17 protein-coding genes are annotated in these 17757 nt (G+C 50.9%); 14 read left to right on the top strand and 3 right to left on the bottom strand.

Annotated elements, in window-relative coordinates:
- The 6 genes from DS731_RS19680 (at position 1) to DS731_RS19655 (ending at position 5136) form a co-directional block, all read left to right on the top strand.
- Positions 1-1332: a hypothetical protein gene (locus DS731_RS19680; RefSeq protein ID WP_232373421.1), complete on the top strand. Its 1332-nt coding sequence runs from the start codon at positions 1-3 to the stop codon at positions 1330-1332.
- Between the two features lie 2 nt (positions 1333-1334).
- Positions 1335-1562 (top strand): YgaP family membrane protein, encoded by a 228-nt coding sequence (locus DS731_RS19675; protein WP_119502915.1) that lies wholly within the window; start codon positions 1335-1337, stop codon positions 1560-1562.
- Positions 1563-1742: 180 nt separating this feature from the next.
- Positions 1743-2183 (top strand): MarR family transcriptional regulator, encoded by a 441-nt coding sequence (locus DS731_RS19670; protein WP_119502914.1) that lies wholly within the window; start codon positions 1743-1745, stop codon positions 2181-2183.
- Positions 2180-3247, top strand: coding sequence for an HlyD family secretion protein (locus tag DS731_RS19665; protein ID WP_119502913.1), 1068 nt, complete (start codon positions 2180-2182; stop codon positions 3245-3247). The genes DS731_RS19670 and DS731_RS19665 overlap by 4 nt, the downstream gene beginning before the upstream one ends.
- A gap of 100 nt (positions 3248-3347) precedes the next feature.
- Positions 3348-4328: a DUF2955 domain-containing protein gene (locus tag DS731_RS19660; RefSeq protein ID WP_161599186.1), complete on the top strand. Its 981-nt coding sequence runs from the start codon at positions 3348-3350 to the stop codon at positions 4326-4328.
- Between the two features lie 79 nt (positions 4329-4407).
- Positions 4408-5136, top strand: coding sequence for a sulfite exporter TauE/SafE family protein (locus DS731_RS19655; protein WP_442858434.1), 729 nt, complete (start codon positions 4408-4410; stop codon positions 5134-5136).
- On the opposite strand, the gene DS731_RS19650 is transcribed toward DS731_RS19655, so the two are convergent.
- On the bottom strand, positions 5133-6443 hold the full coding sequence (locus tag DS731_RS19650; RefSeq protein ID WP_232373420.1) for a sigma-54 interaction domain-containing protein: 1311 nt from the start codon (positions 6441-6443) through the stop codon (positions 5133-5135). The two genes, DS731_RS19655 and DS731_RS19650, sit on opposite strands and share 4 nt — an antisense overlap.
- Positions 6444-6787: 344 nt before the next feature.
- Between DS731_RS19650 and DS731_RS19645 the strand changes: the two genes are divergently transcribed.
- The 8 genes from DS731_RS19645 to DS731_RS19610 all read left to right on the top strand — a co-directional run bounded on the left by DS731_RS19645 (position 6788) and on the right by DS731_RS19610 (position 14501).
- Complete coding sequence (locus DS731_RS19645) at positions 6788-8362, top strand: cytochrome ubiquinol oxidase subunit I (RefSeq protein WP_119502910.1); 1575 nt, start codon at positions 6788-6790, stop codon at positions 8360-8362.
- Positions 8359-9495, top strand: coding sequence for a cytochrome d ubiquinol oxidase subunit II (cydB, locus tag DS731_RS19640; protein WP_119502909.1), 1137 nt, complete (start codon positions 8359-8361; stop codon positions 9493-9495). Before DS731_RS19645 ends, cydB begins: the two co-directional genes overlap by 4 nt.
- Before the next feature lie 8 nt (positions 9496-9503).
- Positions 9504-9617 carry a cytochrome bd-I oxidase subunit CydX gene (gene cydX / locus DS731_RS19635; RefSeq protein ID WP_119502908.1) on the top strand — a complete coding sequence of 38 codons (114 nt, stop codon included), beginning with the start codon at positions 9504-9506 and terminating at the stop codon, positions 9615-9617.
- An 8-nt stretch (positions 9618-9625) separates the two neighbouring features.
- Positions 9626-11308, top strand: coding sequence for an ABC transporter ATP-binding protein/permease (locus DS731_RS19630; protein WP_119502907.1), 1683 nt, complete (start codon positions 9626-9628; stop codon positions 11306-11308).
- On the top strand, positions 11305-12810 hold the full coding sequence (locus tag DS731_RS19625) for an ATP-binding cassette domain-containing protein (protein ID WP_119502906.1): 1506 nt from the start codon (positions 11305-11307) through the stop codon (positions 12808-12810). Before DS731_RS19630 ends, DS731_RS19625 begins: the two co-directional genes overlap by 4 nt.
- Positions 12811-12863: 53 nt before the next feature.
- Positions 12864-13847, top strand: a complete 984-nt coding sequence (locus tag DS731_RS19620; RefSeq protein ID WP_119502905.1) for a cation diffusion facilitator family transporter — start codon at positions 12864-12866, stop codon at positions 13845-13847.
- A 91-nt stretch (positions 13848-13938) separates the two neighbouring features.
- Positions 13939-14184 (top strand): type II toxin-antitoxin system CcdA family antitoxin, encoded by a 246-nt coding sequence (locus tag DS731_RS19615; protein WP_119502904.1) that lies wholly within the window; start codon positions 13939-13941, stop codon positions 14182-14184.
- Positions 14184-14501 (top strand): CcdB family protein, encoded by a 318-nt coding sequence (locus DS731_RS19610; protein ID WP_119502903.1) that lies wholly within the window; start codon positions 14184-14186, stop codon positions 14499-14501. Before DS731_RS19615 ends, DS731_RS19610 begins: the two co-directional genes overlap by 1 nt.
- 42 nt (positions 14502-14543) lie before the next feature.
- On the opposite strand, the gene DS731_RS19605 is transcribed toward DS731_RS19610, so the two are convergent.
- A complete protein-coding gene (locus DS731_RS19605) occupies positions 14544-16763 on the bottom strand; it encodes a xanthine dehydrogenase family protein molybdopterin-binding subunit (RefSeq protein WP_119502902.1) in 2220 nt (739 codons plus the stop codon).
- A gap of 9 nt (positions 16764-16772) precedes the next feature.
- On the bottom strand, positions 16773-17753 hold the full coding sequence (locus tag DS731_RS19600; protein ID WP_119502901.1) for an FAD binding domain-containing protein: 981 nt from the start codon (positions 17751-17753) through the stop codon (positions 16773-16775).
- Positions 17754-17757: the final 4 nt, after the last annotated feature.

Below are 17757 nucleotides of genomic sequence, written 5' to 3'. Positions count from 1 at the left end.
ATGAACAGGCAAGCTACCGTAGCACTGGCACTGTGCCTGATGTCCGGGTTAACCACAACGGGTTACGCCCGGCAGTTCGTGGAAGAGCAAAACGGTCAGGATGATCTGTGGGAAGACATGGGGGATTGGGATGAAACAGTATCGCCATTCAACTGGTCCGGCTTTCTCGATGTTGCCGGCGGTACCCGGTTGCAGAGCGATCCTTACCATCCGGACAATACAACGCTGGCCGATGTGAGAATGCAGTTGCAGGGGGCGTACACGTTTTCTGAATCAAAAATCAGTTTTCGCGGCGATGCGTTGTACAACGGTGCGGAAGATATCTGGCAGTCTCAAATCAGGGAATTGTACTGGCAGGGTAACTTAGGATTTTTGGGAGAAGCCGGCAAATCTGTCGACGTAAAAGCTGGTCAGCAGATCCTTACCTGGGGAACCGGCGACTATTTATTTCTCAATGATTTATTCCCGAAAGATTACCAGTCCTTCTTTTCCGGGCGTGACGACGACTATTTGAAGTATCCGTCGCTCTCGATGAAAGTGAGTGGTTACTTCAATATTCTGAATGTAGATGTGGTGATAACGCCTGAGTTTAAACCTGACAATGGCATCAACGGTGATATTTTTTCTTACTTTAATCCGCAAACCGGTGGAAACACATCAGACAGACTTTCAGTCAGTAATGAAAATACACCGGATAAGCCGGAATATGCACTGCGCCTTTACCGGACCCTCGCCGGTACTGAACTTGCGGTATACGGATACAAAGGTTTCAGTAAATTGCCGCAAGCTGCTGATGTGAATGGCATGCCCCGTTACAGCGAACTGTCAGTGACCGGTTTCAGTGCAGTACGTGCCGTCGGACCGGGGCTGGGTAAACTGGAATACGCTTTTCACGATGGTGAAGATACATCGGGTAATGATCCCCGTTTGCCCAATGATCAAAGCCGCTTTCTGGTGGGGTATGAGCAGGAGCTGATAGCGAATCTGACCGGGGGGATTCAGTGGTACACAGAGCTGACTCATGACCATGAAGCACTGATGACCAATTCGCTCTGGCCACAATATGAACCGTCACAAAGGCGTCATGTGTTCACCACCCAATTACGCTATCAGGCCTGGCGGCAAACTTTATCGTTGCAGGCTTTCAACTTCTATTCACCCACTGATGGAGATGGCTACCTGCGTCTGAAAGCAACCTGGTCACCGGTAGATACCTGGCAACTGGGCGGCGGGCTGAACCTGTTTTATGGTGACGAACCACATACGTTTTACAGTCAGTTCAGAGATGCCTCTAACGTCTATGTCTCATTTCGCTACTATTTCGGAGAATAATTATGTCAGCAGAACGTGCTATTACGGCTTTCGCAGGCTTTATGGTGTTGTTAAGTGTTGCACTCACGTACTTCGTCAGCAGCTATTTTGTGTGGTTTACGGTTTTTATCGGTGCAAACCTGTTTCAGCAGAGCTTCACCGGCTTTTGCCCTGCAACTATTGTGTTAAGAAAATTCTTCGGTTTCAAAACGGAGAAAGAGCTCGCATTTTCTTGCGGTCATAGCAAATAGCCGGCACTGATTTCCCGCAGCTTTAAAGCACCATGCCTTTGCATGGTGTTTTTTGAATTATCCGCCCTCCTGTCTCTGTTAATCCCCTGTCTGACGAAAATTACCCATCGTGATATTGCTTAGCATGCTAACTATATGTTTAAATGATTAGCATGCTAACTAATTGGGTGTGCAGTGCAAATGGAAAACAATATCGGATGGTTACTGAGTCGTGCGGCGTTTGCCTGGCGGCACGCCGTAGACCACTACATGGCGGATCTTGGCCTGACTCAGTCCCGCTGGATCGCCATGCTCCATCTCGACCGCACCGGTGAAGGATGCAGCCAGAAGGAGCTGGCCGGTGATATAGGCATTGAACAACCTTCGCTGCTACGCACGCTGAATTTGTTAGAAGAGGCCGGGCTGATACTAAGAAAGCCTTGTCCCGATGACGCCAGACGAAAAACCCTCTGGTTTACCGAAAAGGGCAGAGAACTCATGCAGGCCGTTGAGGCCAGAGCATTTGAGGGCCGCCAGCAGATGCTGCGTGGCCTGTCTGATGAAGAACGGTCAGTCTTTTACGTTCTGCTGAGTAAAGTCATCGATAACGCAAACCATATTTCTACTCCGGAGAATTCATGACCGCAGATGCACAATTTAACCGATGGATGCGCGGCGCATTAGTGCTGTTCATTGCCATTTGTGCTTACATTTTTATTGCCGATTTCAATATTCCCATGACACCTCATTCCATGGTGCAGCGTCCTGTTGTGACTGTGGCACCCAGAGTGTCGGGTGAAGTGATCAGCGTTGCCGTGCAAAATAACCAGCAGGTCCGTAAAGGCGACGTACTGTTTAAAATTGACGGCACTGACTACGAACTGGCGGTGGAAAAAGCCCGCCTGGCACTGCGGGAAGCGCAGCAGACTAACGACAATTTGCACGCCCAGCTGGCCGAAGCACAGGCAAGTATTATCGAAACACAAGTTACCCTTGCTGAAGACAAACGTGAACATAAGCGTTTAGCCTCATTAGCTGCTAAGAATCTGGTCAGTACCCAACTTGTTGATCAAAAAATGGCTGAAGTTGAAGCCGCCGGGGCGAGACTGCAGGCTGCACAGGAGCGCAAAAAAGCGCTAGAGGTTGAGCTTGGTGAGGAAGGAGAAGATAACCTGCGCCTTCGTATTGCTTCAAATACGCTTAAACAGGCTGAACTGGATCTGGCGCGAACAACTGTCGTAGCACCTGAAGATGGTGTCATTTCGAATCTGCAACTTTCGCCGGGCATTCAGGCTCAGGCAAATCAATCTTTGCTCTCGCTGGTGGTTACCGGTGAAGAACGTGTCGTTGCCGATTTTCGCGAAAAGAGCCTGAGTAAAATTGGTAATAGCGCAGATGCTCTGGTGGTATTTGATGCCCTTCCGGGGGAAGTCTTTCACGCTTCAGTAGTCAGTAAAGATTTGGGTGTGGCTACAGGACAACTTTTACCGGACGGGAAGCTGGCCGAACCGGACGTATCCGACCGTTGGGTACGTGATGCCCAGCGTGTCCGTGTTTATGTTGCATTAACCGACCAGGCTCTGCCCGCAGATATGGTGAGCGGCGCACGGGCGACGGTGTTGCTGCAACGTCATGAGGACGGCATCTTTAACTGGATGGGCGCAGCGCAGATGAAGGTTGTCAGTCTGTTGCACTATATTTATTAAGATGGGTATCAGTAAGTTGTCCGGTCTTATACTGAAAAAGCAGCGTGACCATCACTTTATTAATTCGGCCGGGGATTATTCCCCGCAGGATCAGCGTCGGGTGTTGCGCATAGCCCTTGGCAGCTGTGCCGGATTTCTCATCAGTAAATACATGAACTGGCCTTACGGCGTCTTTTTCGCTGTCTATCCCATGTTATTGCTGGGTATGTTGCCTAAGTTCGACCGCCTGATTGCCTGGCAGTTTATGGTAGGTGTGGCGGTGAATGTGGTGGAAATCTATCTGCTGAATGTGTTTTTCAAACATCATCCGGCTTTAATGATTATGGGTGTGTTTGCGGTATTTTTTGTTCATTTCAGGTTGATGGCCAAAGGTTCGCACTTCCTGCTATGGGCCTCCGGGATAGTCACTCTCTCAGTGTTGCTCCATTTTTCAAGCTATCCGGATGCATCACTAACCGATATGACTATGGCGGCATTCCTCGCCACGCTGATATCCGTTATTTCCGCAGCGGTGCTTTACTGGCTGATTCCGGAGACTGATCCTATCGCACCGCCACCACAGCATAACGTGACGTTTGCACAGATTAATCACCGCACGCTGATGGGTGCGATTCTGGCTACGCTGTCATTCGTTGTCTTTCAAATTTTCGATTTGAAAGATTCCCTGTCTGCACAGGTAGCAACCGTACTCGTGCTGTTTCCTATGACCTTCCGCGGCTCGCTGGAAAACTCCATGAAGCGGGCAAAAGGCGTTGCCCTAGGATGCGCGCTGGGTATTACAGTGCAATTATTGATGTACGATCTGATCCGCTATCTTCCCCTGGTCGTGATTGCGATGTTTATCACCGTCATGCTCACGGCCCGGCTGCATTTGATTGAACGCACCGGTTCAGGTATGGGCTTTGGTGCCTTAACCACTATCGGCATTTTGTTCGGGCAGTATCTTCAGCCCAATTCAGACATGCTGTACAGCAGTATGTACCGCTTTTCCTCTGTCGTCGTCGCACTGTCACTTCTTATGAGCCTGGCATGGCTGCTGGATGGTTTTTTAAATCGATTCGCGATTACGCGAAATGTATGATGCAGTGATAATTTATTGAAGGAAAGCAGCAACCTTGGAAGTAGTAAGCTTTACAGATTTATTCACCGGAGGCGGGGCAGTGTCAGCTGCTGTAGCGCTGGGACTGATTATTCTTGCAGGCCTTACGTCAATGATAACAGCTTCATTCGGTGTCGGGGGCGGTGTTATGTTGCTGGCGACCATGGCAACGGTTGTGCCGGTAGCCGCGTTGATCCCTGTGCACGGACTTGTACAGCTGGGTTCTAACGGGAGCCGTTCGTGGCTGACCCGTTCGCACATCGACTGGGCCATGGTGAAGTGGTTTAGTGGCGGTGCGCTGGCCGGGGCTGTTGCTGCGTCTTTCATTGTGGTGCAACTGCCGCTAATCACCATTCAGTTTACTGTAGCGGGTTTTATCTTATTTTTAGTGTGGGGACCAAAACCGGCGAAAAGGGAGCTGAGCAAAACCGGCCGTTGCATTGCCGGTGCGCTGACGACGGTTGCGACTATGTTTGTGGGCGCGACAGGGCCGCTGGTCGCCGGGTTTGTGCACCGGAATACCGACAACAAGATGACCCTCACCAGTACGTTCGCAACCTGTATGACATTTCAGCATCTGCTTAAAGCCTTTGTTTTCAGCTTTGCCGGATTTGCTTTTTTTCAGTGGTTGCCACTGGTAGTTGCTATGGTAGTCAGCGGCTTTACCGGCACCTGGCTGGGGTTGAAAGTGCTGAAAAAAGTGTCTGACGAGCGCTTTGCCCTGCTGTTTAAAGTTATCGTTACCATACTGGCCCTGCGCCTTATCTGGCAGGCAGTGATGTCGCTCTAACGCCTGCTGAGCGTCAGGCCGTATCGCCGGAGTTTTCTGTAAAGTGTTCTGGTGCTTATGCCAAGCACGTCTGCCAGCGCTTCCGGCGTACCGTCGAAGGCAGAGATGATTTCAGACAGGTACGCTTCCTCTGCTTCTTCCAGTGTTTTTAATCTGAGCGGGCCGGACTCCTGTTCGCTTTCCGGTACAGTCAGATGTGACGGTAAGTCCGCCGGCGTAATGTGTTCATCTACCGATAAGAGGGCGGCTTGTTCGGTGACGTTGCGCAATTCTCTGATATTGCCGGGAAATGCATAACGGCTGAGTACGGACAGGGCATCTTTGTTAAAGGTCTTCTTCGTGTGCCCGGCTTGCGTAAGGAATTGCCCGCATAGCGCAGGAATGTCTTCCCTGCGCTGGCGTAGAGAAGGCAGGGCGATGGGAAAGCCGGCAATCCGGTAATAGAGATCTTGTCTGAATTCGCCCTTCTCAACCAGCTGTTTAAGGTTTTTGTGCGTGGCGCAGACCAGCCTGAAATCAGAATGCTTCAGCTTCAGGCTGCCGACAGGACGGTAAGTTCCTGACTCCAGCAATCGCAGCAGCTTGACCTGCATACTCATTGGCACATCGCCAATTTCATCGAAAAACACCGTACCGCCACTGGCCACATCAATGAGCCCTTTTTTTGACGATGATGCGCCGGTAAATGCTCCTTTCTCGTGACCGAACAGCTCTGATTCAAATAATGACTCAGTCAGTCCGGTGCATTCAATGACCACAAACGGTTTGTCTTTCCGTGAGCTGCTTTCGTGAATAGCGTGGGCGACAAGTTCTTTTCCGGTGCCTGTTTCTCCCTGCAATAACACGGCAATGTCTGCCGGTGCAGCGCGGCTGATTTGATGCAGCATATTCCTGAAAGACGGCGCACTGCCAATGAGTTTCGCATTACCGGCCCCGGGAGAAGCAAAGGTGATCTGCTCCAGCACCTCCAGGTAGCCAAGCACCATGCCATCTTCGTCCTCCACCGGCTTCATTGTGATCTGGCAATGAGAATCGCCTGTGCGGGTTTTGTGATTGTGTACCACTGAGCTTGGTCTTTGTGTGCTTTTGCATTCAGCAAGGGGGCAGTCTTCTCCGGCTTGATCACAGGGTACAGCATTGTTGTGAGACACGCTGAAGCAGGTGCTTTTACCGGTGATGATGTGCTCTTCGTAGGTGTCGCGGTAGAGCTGATTAACCGCATGCACCACATAATCCGGCGTGATAAAAATCGCCGGTTTATCAATCGCATTGATCATCGACTGAATAATAGAAATGTTCACGTTCATCCCCCCTGGTGAATTGTGACAATTATGTCACAAGGTATGTCAAAAATGACTTTATTTTTCCGGTGAGAAAGCTTGCGTTGGATCAAATAGCGGCCTGTTCGAAGGGTGTAAGGTAGCGGCTATGAAATTTGCGATGTATCCGAAGTCGTCCGGTGGCTCAAACATCCCTGTTGTGTTCGTTATTCACGCTTTCTGCGCACAATAATTGCGGTTTTTGATTTATCTCACGCTTCTGTGATTGCCAACGTTACTCTGTGGCACGACTTCTGCTCTGCCAGTGATATTAAATTCGGCTACATCGTCGACATTTCGCCAAATTACTAATTAATCGGGAGATGTTCCTAATGAGCGATACATTACTGGAGTTATCGCGCTGGCAGTTTGCATTGACTGCTATGTTCCACTTTATCTTTGTACCCCTTACCTTAGGTATGACTTTCCTGCTTGCCATCATGGAATCGGTTTACGTGATGACCGGCAAGGAAATCTACAAACAGATGACCAAATTCTGGGGTAAGTTGTTCGGGATAAACTTTGCGATTGGTGTGGCTACCGGCCTCACCATGGAGTTCCAGTTCGGTATGAACTGGTCTTATTATTCACATTACGTGGGTGACATTTTTGGCGCACCATTGGCTATTGAAGGCCTGATGGCGTTTTTCCTTGAATCAACCTTCGTCGGACTGTTCTTCTTTGGCTGGGACCGCATGTCAAAAGTGAAGCACCTTATGGCTACCTGGCTGGTGGCTATCGGTTCTAACTTTTCGGCGCTTTGGATCCTTATCGCCAATGGCTGGATGCAAAACCCTGTGGGCGCCGACTTCAATGTTGAATCTATGCGGATGGAAATGACCAGCTTCGCTGACGTTATTTTTAATCCGGTGGCACAAGTGAAGTTTGTACACACTGTCTCTGCAGGCTATACCACAGGCGCAATGTTCGTGCTGGCTATCTCCAGTTATTACTTACTGAAACACAAGCATGTTGCGTTTGCCCGCCGCTCTTTTGCCATCGCTGCAAGCTTCGGTCTGGCGTCTGTGTTATCAGTGATTATTCTGGGCGATGAAAGCGGATATGAAATCGGTGATGTGCAGAAAGTGAAACTCGCCGCTGTAGAAGCAGAGTACGAAACCCATCCTGCGCCTGCGCCATTCACCATCTTTGGTATTCCGAATGACGAAGAAGAGCGTATGGACTACGCCATTCAAATCCCCTACGCCATGGGTATCATCGCCACCCGCAGCTTTGATGAGGAAGTTACCGGCATTAAAGATTTGAAAGAGCAGCACCGTGTTCGCATTTTATCCGGTGTGCAGGCATACAAGCACATGGATGCAGTGCGTGACGGTTCAGCCACGCCGGCAGAGCAGGCGCTGTTTGATGCGAATAAAGAAAATTTGGGTTACGCCATGCTGCTGCAACCCTTTACGCAGGACATTACACGGCCTACACCTGAAGCGCTTGAGCGTGCCGTGGATTACAGTATTCCGCCTGTTGCACCGCTGTTTTATTCCTTCCGCTTAATGGTACTGGCAGGCTTTTTAATGCTGGCTCTGTTCGCGGCAGCGTTCTGGTACAGCACTAAACATCGCATTACTCAGCCCCGCTGGCTACTGAAATCAGCCCTCTACGGCTTACCTCTGCCCTGGATTGCCTGTGAAGCAGGCTGGTTCGTCGCCGAGTTTGGTCGTCAGCCATGGTCTATTGCAGAAGTACTGCCGGTCCACGTGTCTGTTTCCAATCTGAGTGTGGGTGATGTGGTATTCACCATGGTGGGCTACACCTTGTTCTACACCGTGATGTTCATTATCAGCTTCTACCTGATGAAGAAATTCGCCAAAAAAGGACCGGTTCCTCCCGGCGACGAACAGGATGGAGCAAGCGTAATTGGTTTAACTGAAAAAGGAGCAAACGCATGATCGATTATGAAGTGTTGCGGGTGATCTGGTGGGTGCTTGTCGGTGTGTTACTGATTGGCTTTGCCATTACCGACGGCTTTGATTTAGGTGTAGGTTCGCTGCTTACTATTATCGGGCGTACCGACGAAGAGCGACGGGTGATGATTAATACCATCGGCCCGCACTGGGACGGCAACCAGGTGTGGTTCATCACGGCCGGTGGCGCTATTTTTGCTGCCTGGCCAATGATTTATGCTACTGCGTTTTCCGGCTTTTACATCGCGTTATTTCTTACGCTTGCTGCGTTATGGATGCGCCCCATCGGCTTCGATTACCGTAGTAAACTGCCCGGAGCAAAGTGGCGTCAGCGTTGGGACTGGGCGTTGTTTGCCGGCGGATTTGTTCCGGCACTTATCTTTGGTGTTGCGTTCGGAAACCTGTTGCAGGGCGTACCCTATGAATTTGATAACACGTTGAAATCCACCTACACCGGTTCTTTCTTCGGGTTATTGAATCCCTTTGCCATCCTGACCGGTCTGGTATCCGTTGCATTACTGCTTAATCACGGTGCCACCTGGTTGCAAATGAAAACAGACGGTTTTGTTGAAGTGCGTGCCCGTGCCACCTCAGTGATCCTGTCTTTGGTGACTGTGGCGTTATTTATTCTGGCCGGCGTGGTTGTAGCCTTCGGCATAGATGGTTATGTGATGAGCTCTGTAGCAGACACTTATGCCGTCTCAAATCCGTTGCACAAAACCGTTGTCACTGAAACCGGCGCGTGGATGAACAACTATGGGACTTACCCCTGGATGATCATTGCACCTGCACTGGGTATTGCTGGTGGCCTGGCTTGCGCAGCCTTTTCAAAAGCAGGCCGTGCGGGATGGGCATTTGTGTCCAGTTCTGCCATGATAGCCGGCGTTATTTTAACGGCGGGGTTCTCAATGTTCCCGTTCCTGATGCCAAGCAGCACAATGCCGGATGCAAGTCTGACAATGTGGGATGCTACATCCAGTGAAATGACATTACGTGTGATGTTCTTCGTAGCCTGTGTATTTGTACCCATTGTACTGTCTTACACCATCTACGGGTTCTACGTGATGCGTGGAAGAGTTAAACAATCTGATTTAGATAAATCTCACGCGATTTACTAGGAGGCATTATGTGGTATTTCACCTGGATCCTTGGCATTTTACTGGCTTGTTCATTTGGCATTATCAACGCCATGTGGCTGGAGTCTACCGAGAACATGGACCGCCCTGATACTGAAGAATAAGGGATAATTTGAGTCGTTCCCTCTCACTTACCCGCTGGTTTCAGCAATCTGTCGCCACCGGAAACCCTGCTCCCCGCAGGGCTCTGGTGGCGCTTACCGTCCTTCACGTTTTACGTGATGCTGCGCTCATTGCGGCATACTGGGGTTTTGCTGCCATGGTATCGCAGTGGATCATTGACGGCGTTGCCGCTTCGTCCTCACTGTTATGGTTTACTGCAATTTGTCTTACCGGCGTGTGGCTGAGTCAGGGTTGCAGCATCTGGTTGAATCATCATGGCAGGCTAAAACTGCTCTTTCGCTTACAGCAACAGCTATTGCGCACATTTGGCCATCAGCAACATGCTTTAGTGCGACAGCATTCAACCTTTCACTGGCAAACCTTGTGGCAAATGCACATCCCTGCTGTAGTGAACTGGCATTTTGATTACCGTGTTCAGCAACTGGTGGCCGTATTAGTGCCGCTTTTTGCTCTTGCGGTCATTTTTAGTGTCAGCATAGTTGTGGGCGGGAGTTTGTTAATCACTTTACCCATTGTGCCGCTGTTTATGATCCTGGTTGGTAAGGGTGCCGCGGCATTGCACCGCAAGCATTTTATTGCTCTTGAGCGGCTTGGGCGCCTTTTTACAGACCGGATATCCGCGTTGCCGCTGTTAGCCATGTTTAACGCCCATGACGCACAGGCCAGACGTTTAGACACTGCGGGCCAGAGCTTAAGAGAACGCACCATGAAAGTGGTGTCGGTGGCGTTTTTGTCTGGTACCGTACTGGATTTTTTTTCCACCCTCGCCGTAGCGTTAATTGCTGTGTATATCGGGTTTACCTTGCTTGGTGAGTTTAATTTAGGAGAGACAATAGACCTTCAACAAGGTTTGTGGCTCTTATTAACGGCCCCCTTACTGCTTTCTGAGATGAAGAAGCTGGGCCAGTTTTATCATCAAAAAGCGCAGGCTGAGTCTGCCATGGAGGCGATTCAAAATTTATTACAGGATTCCCCGCCGGACGAAGCGCCCGCACGCCATGGCGAAGTGCCGGCAACGAGGGACGAAGTGGCACCAATCACACTAACCGGAGAGCTCACACGGTCACCTGCGTTAAGCACAGGTACGCTTACCATTAACCCGGGTGACTGGGTCCGGTTAAATGGTGCATCCGGTGCAGGAAAAACCGTACTGATGGAGTTACTGAGCGGTCAGCGCCCGGGATTAGCAAAGCCCGTATCTGATTACGTTCTGCTTACGCAAACGCCGGTTATTCTGCCGGGCACGGTAAGAGAGAACCTGTGTCTGGCTATGACCTGTTCCGACACGCAGTTAGTTGCGGTACTGGACAGTGTGGAACTGGGGGCCTGGCTTTCTATGTTACCTGCGGGACTGGATACGCCAATGGGGGAGCATCCGCCTTTATCCGGTGGTCAGGCGCAGCGGCTGGCCATTGCCCGGTTGTTACTCCGGCAAGCACCGGTGTGGTTTCTGGATGAACCTACCGCCCATCTGCCCCAGTCTCAGCATGAAGCGATTTGTCAGATTATCCATCGTAACTGTCAGCATGCAACTGTCGTCTGGGCATCGCACAAGCCACTGCCGTCTGACTGGTTCAGCGCGCACTGGCTGATAAAAGATGGCCATGTCTGCGATACCGCAAGCGCAGAATTATCCGGAACAGAGGGTAAAACAACAGGAGCAGACGAATGAAGCAAGTCCCTGTAGTCAGCTTATTGCTTGCCATTGCTCACACCAGTGCCGGACTGCTTATTCTTATATTCTCAAGCTGGTTCATTGCGGCCTGCGCACTGATGCCGGTTAACTTCAATTACATGCTGCCGGCAGTCATCATCCGCGCTCTGGCGCTGGTACGAATTGGTGCAGGCTACGGACACATGTGGCTGGCACATCACGATTTGCTGGGACGTACCACGGTGCTCCGCAGTGAACTGTTCAGCAAGCTGAAAGACCATGTTTTACATGAAAAAGCAGGCGATGTGGAAAAGCTTGCCGCGCAAACCGAACTGTTATCGTCGGTTTGGGTAGGATGGGTTGCCCATCAGGCAAGTGCGGTTGTGCTGGTTATTCTGGCAACGGGTATTGTTACGCAACTGGCGCTGCCCGGCACGTTGGCAATGTGGGTCATGGCGGGCCTCTGGCTCGTGCTAACATTGTGGCTTGTAGTGTACGGACTTAATCAGTCAGCGAAACAAACCGCTGAAGAAAAGCGTTTCCGGTTCGGTTCAGAGCATTTCTTTAACAGCAGCAGTTTGTGGCATTTGTCTGTTAGTCGTCGCAACCCTCATTTTGCCTCTGCTCCCGGGCTGGACAAAGTGTGGCGTCATCAGTTTGCCACGGACGTAGCCGGACAATGGGCATTATGGTTGCTGCATGGCTGTGCTATCCTGGCGTTGGTGGCTTTGTTTGCTTTCAATCAGGATAAGGGGTTTGGCGACCCGGCATCACTGATGGTTCCCATGTTGCTACTGAGTATTACCGACTGGCTCGGACGGTCAGTGACGACTGCCGCACACCTAGGGCGCTACCGCCAGGCGAAAAGTGCGTTGGCTCAATCAGGAGCCATAGCCTTGCCGGCCATTCACGACACCCAACCCATGGGGCAAATTCAACTGGAAAGCTTTCAGGCTGTAAATGTCTTGTCAGGTATCGATGCAACTTTGCCTGTTAACGGTCTGGTTGTGTTATCCGGGCCCTCCGGCTGCGGTAAGTCATCGTTACTTAAAGCACTGGCCGGTCTGGTACAGGCGAAAGGTGATTTGCGTTTTGATGGTGATATTGTGCCGGCCGGCAGACGCAAGGGTTGGGTGTATGCTGAGCAGTCGCCGGTATTGCTGGAGGCCACATTAAGAATGAACCTGGTGCCGGATGAGTCTGTGCAAAGCGACCGGGCACTGAATAATGCGCTTTCTCAATTCGGTCTGGGGCACTTCTCACAACTGGACGAGTGGCTGGGACAGGGAGGCAGAGTACTCTCCGGTGGCGAGGCAAGACGTGTATCGTTAAGCCGGACTTTGCTCGCTTCGCCAAAGGTCTGGCTGGTTGATGAGCCGTTTGAAGGGCTGGATACCGGCAATCAGCAATATGTCGCCGCCGGGCTGACTGCGGCGGCAGAAAATGCGCTGGTGATTATCGCTACCCATGTCACACCGGAAGATATCCGGCGTTCTGCAGACCAATGGATTGAAATGTAACAGGTTTGCCAGCAAACTGGGGGCAGCTTTTAATAAAACTGCCGGAGACGCTTTTGCATTCCCACGATCATCATCACGGACACCACCACGGGCATCATCATGTCAGCGACGGGCAGCGCATCGGCTGGGCGTTCTGGCTTAACTTTATCTTCACGATCATCGAATTTATCGGCGGCTGGCTCACTAACTCCGTGGCAATTATGGCTGATGCCGTTCACGACTTAGGGGATTCGCTATCCATAGGCCTGGCCTGGTATCTCAGCAAAGTAGGGCACAAAAAAGCCAACAAACAATACACTTATGGTTACAAGCGCCTGAGTTTGCTGGGCGCGATGATCAATGGGCTGATTTTGATTGTGGGTTCCGTTTGGGTGTTATCGGAAGCCATTCCCCGTTTGTGGGCACCTGAAATGCCCGTGACTGAAGGCATGATTGCGCTGGCGATTTTAGGGATCGTGGTCAATGGCGTAGCCGCTTACAAGCTGTCTGGCGGAAACACGCTTAATGAAAAGGTACTGAACTGGCACTTACTGGAAGATGTACTCGGGTGGGTCGCCGTACTGATTGTGGGAATTGTGCTTCAATTCGTAAATTGGCCGGTGCTCGACCCTCTGCTCTCGGTGCTATTTACTCTGTTTATTTTATTCAATGTAGGCCGCTACGTTTATCAGACGGTACGCTTATTTTTACAGGGCAGTCCGGATGCGAAACAACAGCAGGAAATTCACTCCGCATTGTTATCTGTTGAACACGTCAGCAACCTTCACCATGTCCATTTTTGGTCTCTTGACGGCGAACAGCATGTGCTGACTGCTCACATTGAGCTGGCCTGCGACGTGGATGCCGCCACAGCCCGGGCCCTTAAAAAGCAAATAGACAACAAGCTCTCCGGATTTAATCTGGCACATACCACCATCGAACTTGAAATGCCCGGCGAGGTCTGCCGCGATACTGATGACCATGACCATGACCATGACCATGACCATGACCATGACCATGACCATGACCATGACCATGACCATGACCATAAAGGTTGATTTGCGGAAATAAAGCAAAGAAAAAGCTGGTATCCAATGCGCATAATTATGCGTATAGTATTTTTCTGATCTTGTAGACGGGAGACGAACGATGGCTACGCTGTACAATCAAAGCGCACCCAAAAAAGCGACGAATCTGAGTATTAACAGCGATTTATTGAGAAAGGCCAGGGGAATGAATATCAATCTGTCTGCAACACTGGAAACGGCACTGGCTGAAAAGCTGTCGCAGGATGAGTCTGAAAAATGGAAGCAGGAAAATAAAATGGCTATGGAGAGCTATAATGAATTTGTTGATGAAAACGGTAACTTTAGCGACGAATTCAGAGTGTTTTAGTGGCTCAGTTTGATGTGTACGTGAACCGGAATCACGCTACCAGACAGGCTTATCCCTTCCTCGTTGACGTTCAGCATAGTGTGCTCTCAGACATCGCTACCCGGCTTGTGGTTCCTTTAACTGCGCTGAACACTAAGCCTGGTATGCACATGAAAAGAGTGACACCTGAAATTGTTATTGAAGGGACATCATATCTCTTTATGACCCCGTTAATGGCATCCGTATCTTCTAAATTACTGCGGGATCCCGTTGGTACTCTGGAATCCGCCCGATACGCACTGACAAGTGCTATAGATTTCGCTATAACCGGAATTTAAACAAAGAAAAGGCGCTGGTTAGCGCCTTTGTTGGTTCTGTAATTACATCAGCTTCTCAAGGGTGATGGGCAATTCCCTGACCCGTTTACCTGTTGCATGATAAACCGCGTTGGCTATTGCGGCAGCGAGGCCGGTGATGCCTATTTCTCCAAGACCCTTTGCACCCACTTCACTGAAGTTATAGTCGGGCTTATCGAGAAATATTACCTCCAGCTCATCAGGCATATCACCGTGAACAGGCATCAGGTACTCCGCGATATTGTTATTAATTGGGCGGCCGGTCCGCTCGTCATATTCGGTGTGTTCAAACATCGCCATGCCGATACCCATCACAATGGCACCTTCAACCTGGTTAGCTGCTGTTTTGTGGTTAACAATTTTGCCCACGTCAATGGCACTGACCACACGGGATACCCGTAAGTCGGCGATTTCAGGATCCCAGCGAATTTCCACAAAGTGAGCGCCAAATACGCGGCTGGAATACCCTTCTTTCATCGCGCCATCGGTACTGCCTTCGCCTTCCGCGCTTCCTGCCTTAATGGCCTTGAGGATGTCGCTGAACGCCCGCGCGGTGCCTGATTGCGAAGAAAGTTGCCCGTTTTTAAATGTAAGGTCTTCTTCACTTTCACCGGCAAAAGGAGACTTGTCCATCACCGCATAGGTTTTCAGTTCGGATATGGCATTCTCACAGGCTTGCTTCACTGCAGGAAGCAAACTGGCTGTTGCCCATGAGCCACCGGAAAGCGGGCCGGCCACTAAGTCAGAATCACCGATTTTAACCTCTACTTTTTCCACCGGTATGCCTGTGGCGGCAGATACGGTTTGAGCCATGACATTGTACGTGCCGGTACCAATGTCCTGCACCGCACATGACACACGTACCTTACCATTAGCTAAAAAGGAAACCCTGGCTTTGCTGGATGACTTCATCGCATCCCAGGCACATGCTGCTACACCCCAGCCAAGGATGTCTTTACCATCGCGCATAGAACCCGGTTCCGGATTGCGTTTATCCCAGCCAAATTTAGCCGCGCCTTTGTCGTAGGCTTCTAAGATGTTGGTATCAGACCAGGGTAAATCTTCTACCTGATTACGGTCAGTGAAGTTTTTCCGGCGTAAGGCCAGCGGATCCATATTCATCGCCACAGCCAGTTCATCCATGGCTGATTCCAGCGCAAAGATACCCGGCGCGGCACCCGGCGCCCTCATGGCGGCAGGGCTACCGGTGTTCATCTGAATTACGCTGTTGGCAATATCCACATTGGGACACTTATAAAAAATCGGCGCGGTACGGCCGGCGGTTTCCACCCGTATATCAATTTCTGATGTGCTGTTAAGCGTATGCTGTGTCATAGACGTCAGATTACCCTCAGCATCAGCACTGATTTTAAAGGTTTGCTCTGTGGCCGAACGGTGGCCTGTGGTGGTAAACATCTGCGCTCTGGGGACCATGAAATGCACCGGCTTACCCACTTCCCGTGAAATCGCCGCCGTGGCAATACAATGGGGCCAGGTGAACAACTTACCACCGAATCCTGAACCTAAAAACGGCGTACGCACCACGACATTCTCAGGAACCAGACCAAATACCCTTGCGAGGGTGTTACGGCTGAATGTCACGCCTTGTGTGGCTTCATAAACCACCAGCTTGCCGTCTTCCCACTGCGCCGCTGTGGCATGCATTTCCATAGGGTTGTGGGTTTCAAAAGGTGTGGTGTAAACCGCTTCATGCTTGTACGCTGATTGGGTGTAGGCTGCCTCTGCGTCTCCACGGCTTTTCTCTGAAGGTTTCTGCTCTATGGGAGACACACCTGCCGCTCTGGCCTGTTTTATAGAGGTCACAGATTGAGCTTCTGAATAGGTGACTTTCACCTTCAATGCGGCTTCGCGGGCTTTCGCAAAGCTGTTCGCCACAACATAAGCGACAAGCTGACCGGCATAATAGATGGTGTCGTCTTCAAAGGGCAGACGGCTCTCATCGACTTTAAGCCCCTTGGCCATGTTCGCAGGCACATGGTAAAGCTTGTCTGTAAAGTGGTTGTGGTGAAACACATCTACGACTCCCGGCATTTGTCTGGCCGCCGAGGTATCGAGGGATGTGATTTTTCCCTTAGCGATAGTACTGTACACACCGTAGCCGTAAAGCATGCCGGTCAGATGGTTATCGGCAGAATATTTTGCCCTTCCGGTCAGCTTATCCGGTCCGTCAACGCGGGGAAGGGCGGCGCCCATGATGTCGCTGGCATTTAAGTCAATAGTCATGGTGTCCTCCTACGCGGTGATGGTTTTTAGGCTGCGGACAATCGCTTGTTGTCCCAGTGGAATTTTAAACCCGTTCTGAGACTGGGGCTTGGCTGCCGCAAAGGCGATAGCTGCTGCCTTTTCAAATGCTGCCTGAGACGGTGTTTTACCCTTCAACGATTGCTCTGCCTCAAAGGCACGCCAGGGCTTTGTACCTACTCCGCCCATCGCAATGCGGGCGTCGCTGATGGTTGAGCCCGAGAGGGACACAATTACGGCACTGGATGCCAGCGCAAACTGATAAGACGCTCTGTCTCTGAGTTTCAGGTAGTGTGACCGGTTGCCGGGCAAGGGCTTGTCTAAAATTACGTGGGTGATGAGTTCGCCCGGGGCCAGATTGTGCTCTTTGTCCGGACTGCTGCCCGGCAGCAAATGAAAGTCGGTAAAAGGAATTTCCCTCTCTCCTTCAGGGCCGGATACTAAAATCGTGGCACCAATGGCAGCCATCGCCACACACATGTCTGACGGATGGCTGGCAATGCAGTGTTCGCTGGTGCCCAGCACTGCGTGAACAGAACGGTTATTGCCTTCTATGGCAGAGCAACCGCTACCCGGTGCCCGTTTGTTACAGGGCGATACGCCGTCGCGGTAGTACGGGCAGCGTACTTTCTGCATAACATTGCCGCCGGTAGTGGCTTTGTTCCGTAAAGAAGTTGAAGCACCGGAGAGCAAGGCTTCTGATAAAACAGCGTAACGGGCCTTCACTTCAGGATGCCAGGCAAGGTCGTTATTGGTGACCAGCGCGCCAATTTTAAGCCGCCCGTCTTTTAATTTTTCAATGTCGTACAGGGGCAGGCTGTTGATATCCACCAGGGTATCAGGCTGCATTACATCCAGCTTCACCAGATCAATAAGGGTCGAGCCGCCGGCCAGAAACGCATTGGCTTGTGTCGCCTTTGCCTTCACTGCCTGTGTGGCATTTTCTGCTCTTACGTAGGAAAATTGTCGCATGATG

The organism is Alteromonas sp. RKMC-009, from assembly GCF_003584565.2.
Taxonomy (GTDB): domain Bacteria; phylum Pseudomonadota; class Gammaproteobacteria; order Enterobacterales; family Alteromonadaceae; genus Alteromonas.
This window is presented reverse-complemented; position numbering and strand designations above follow the sequence as displayed.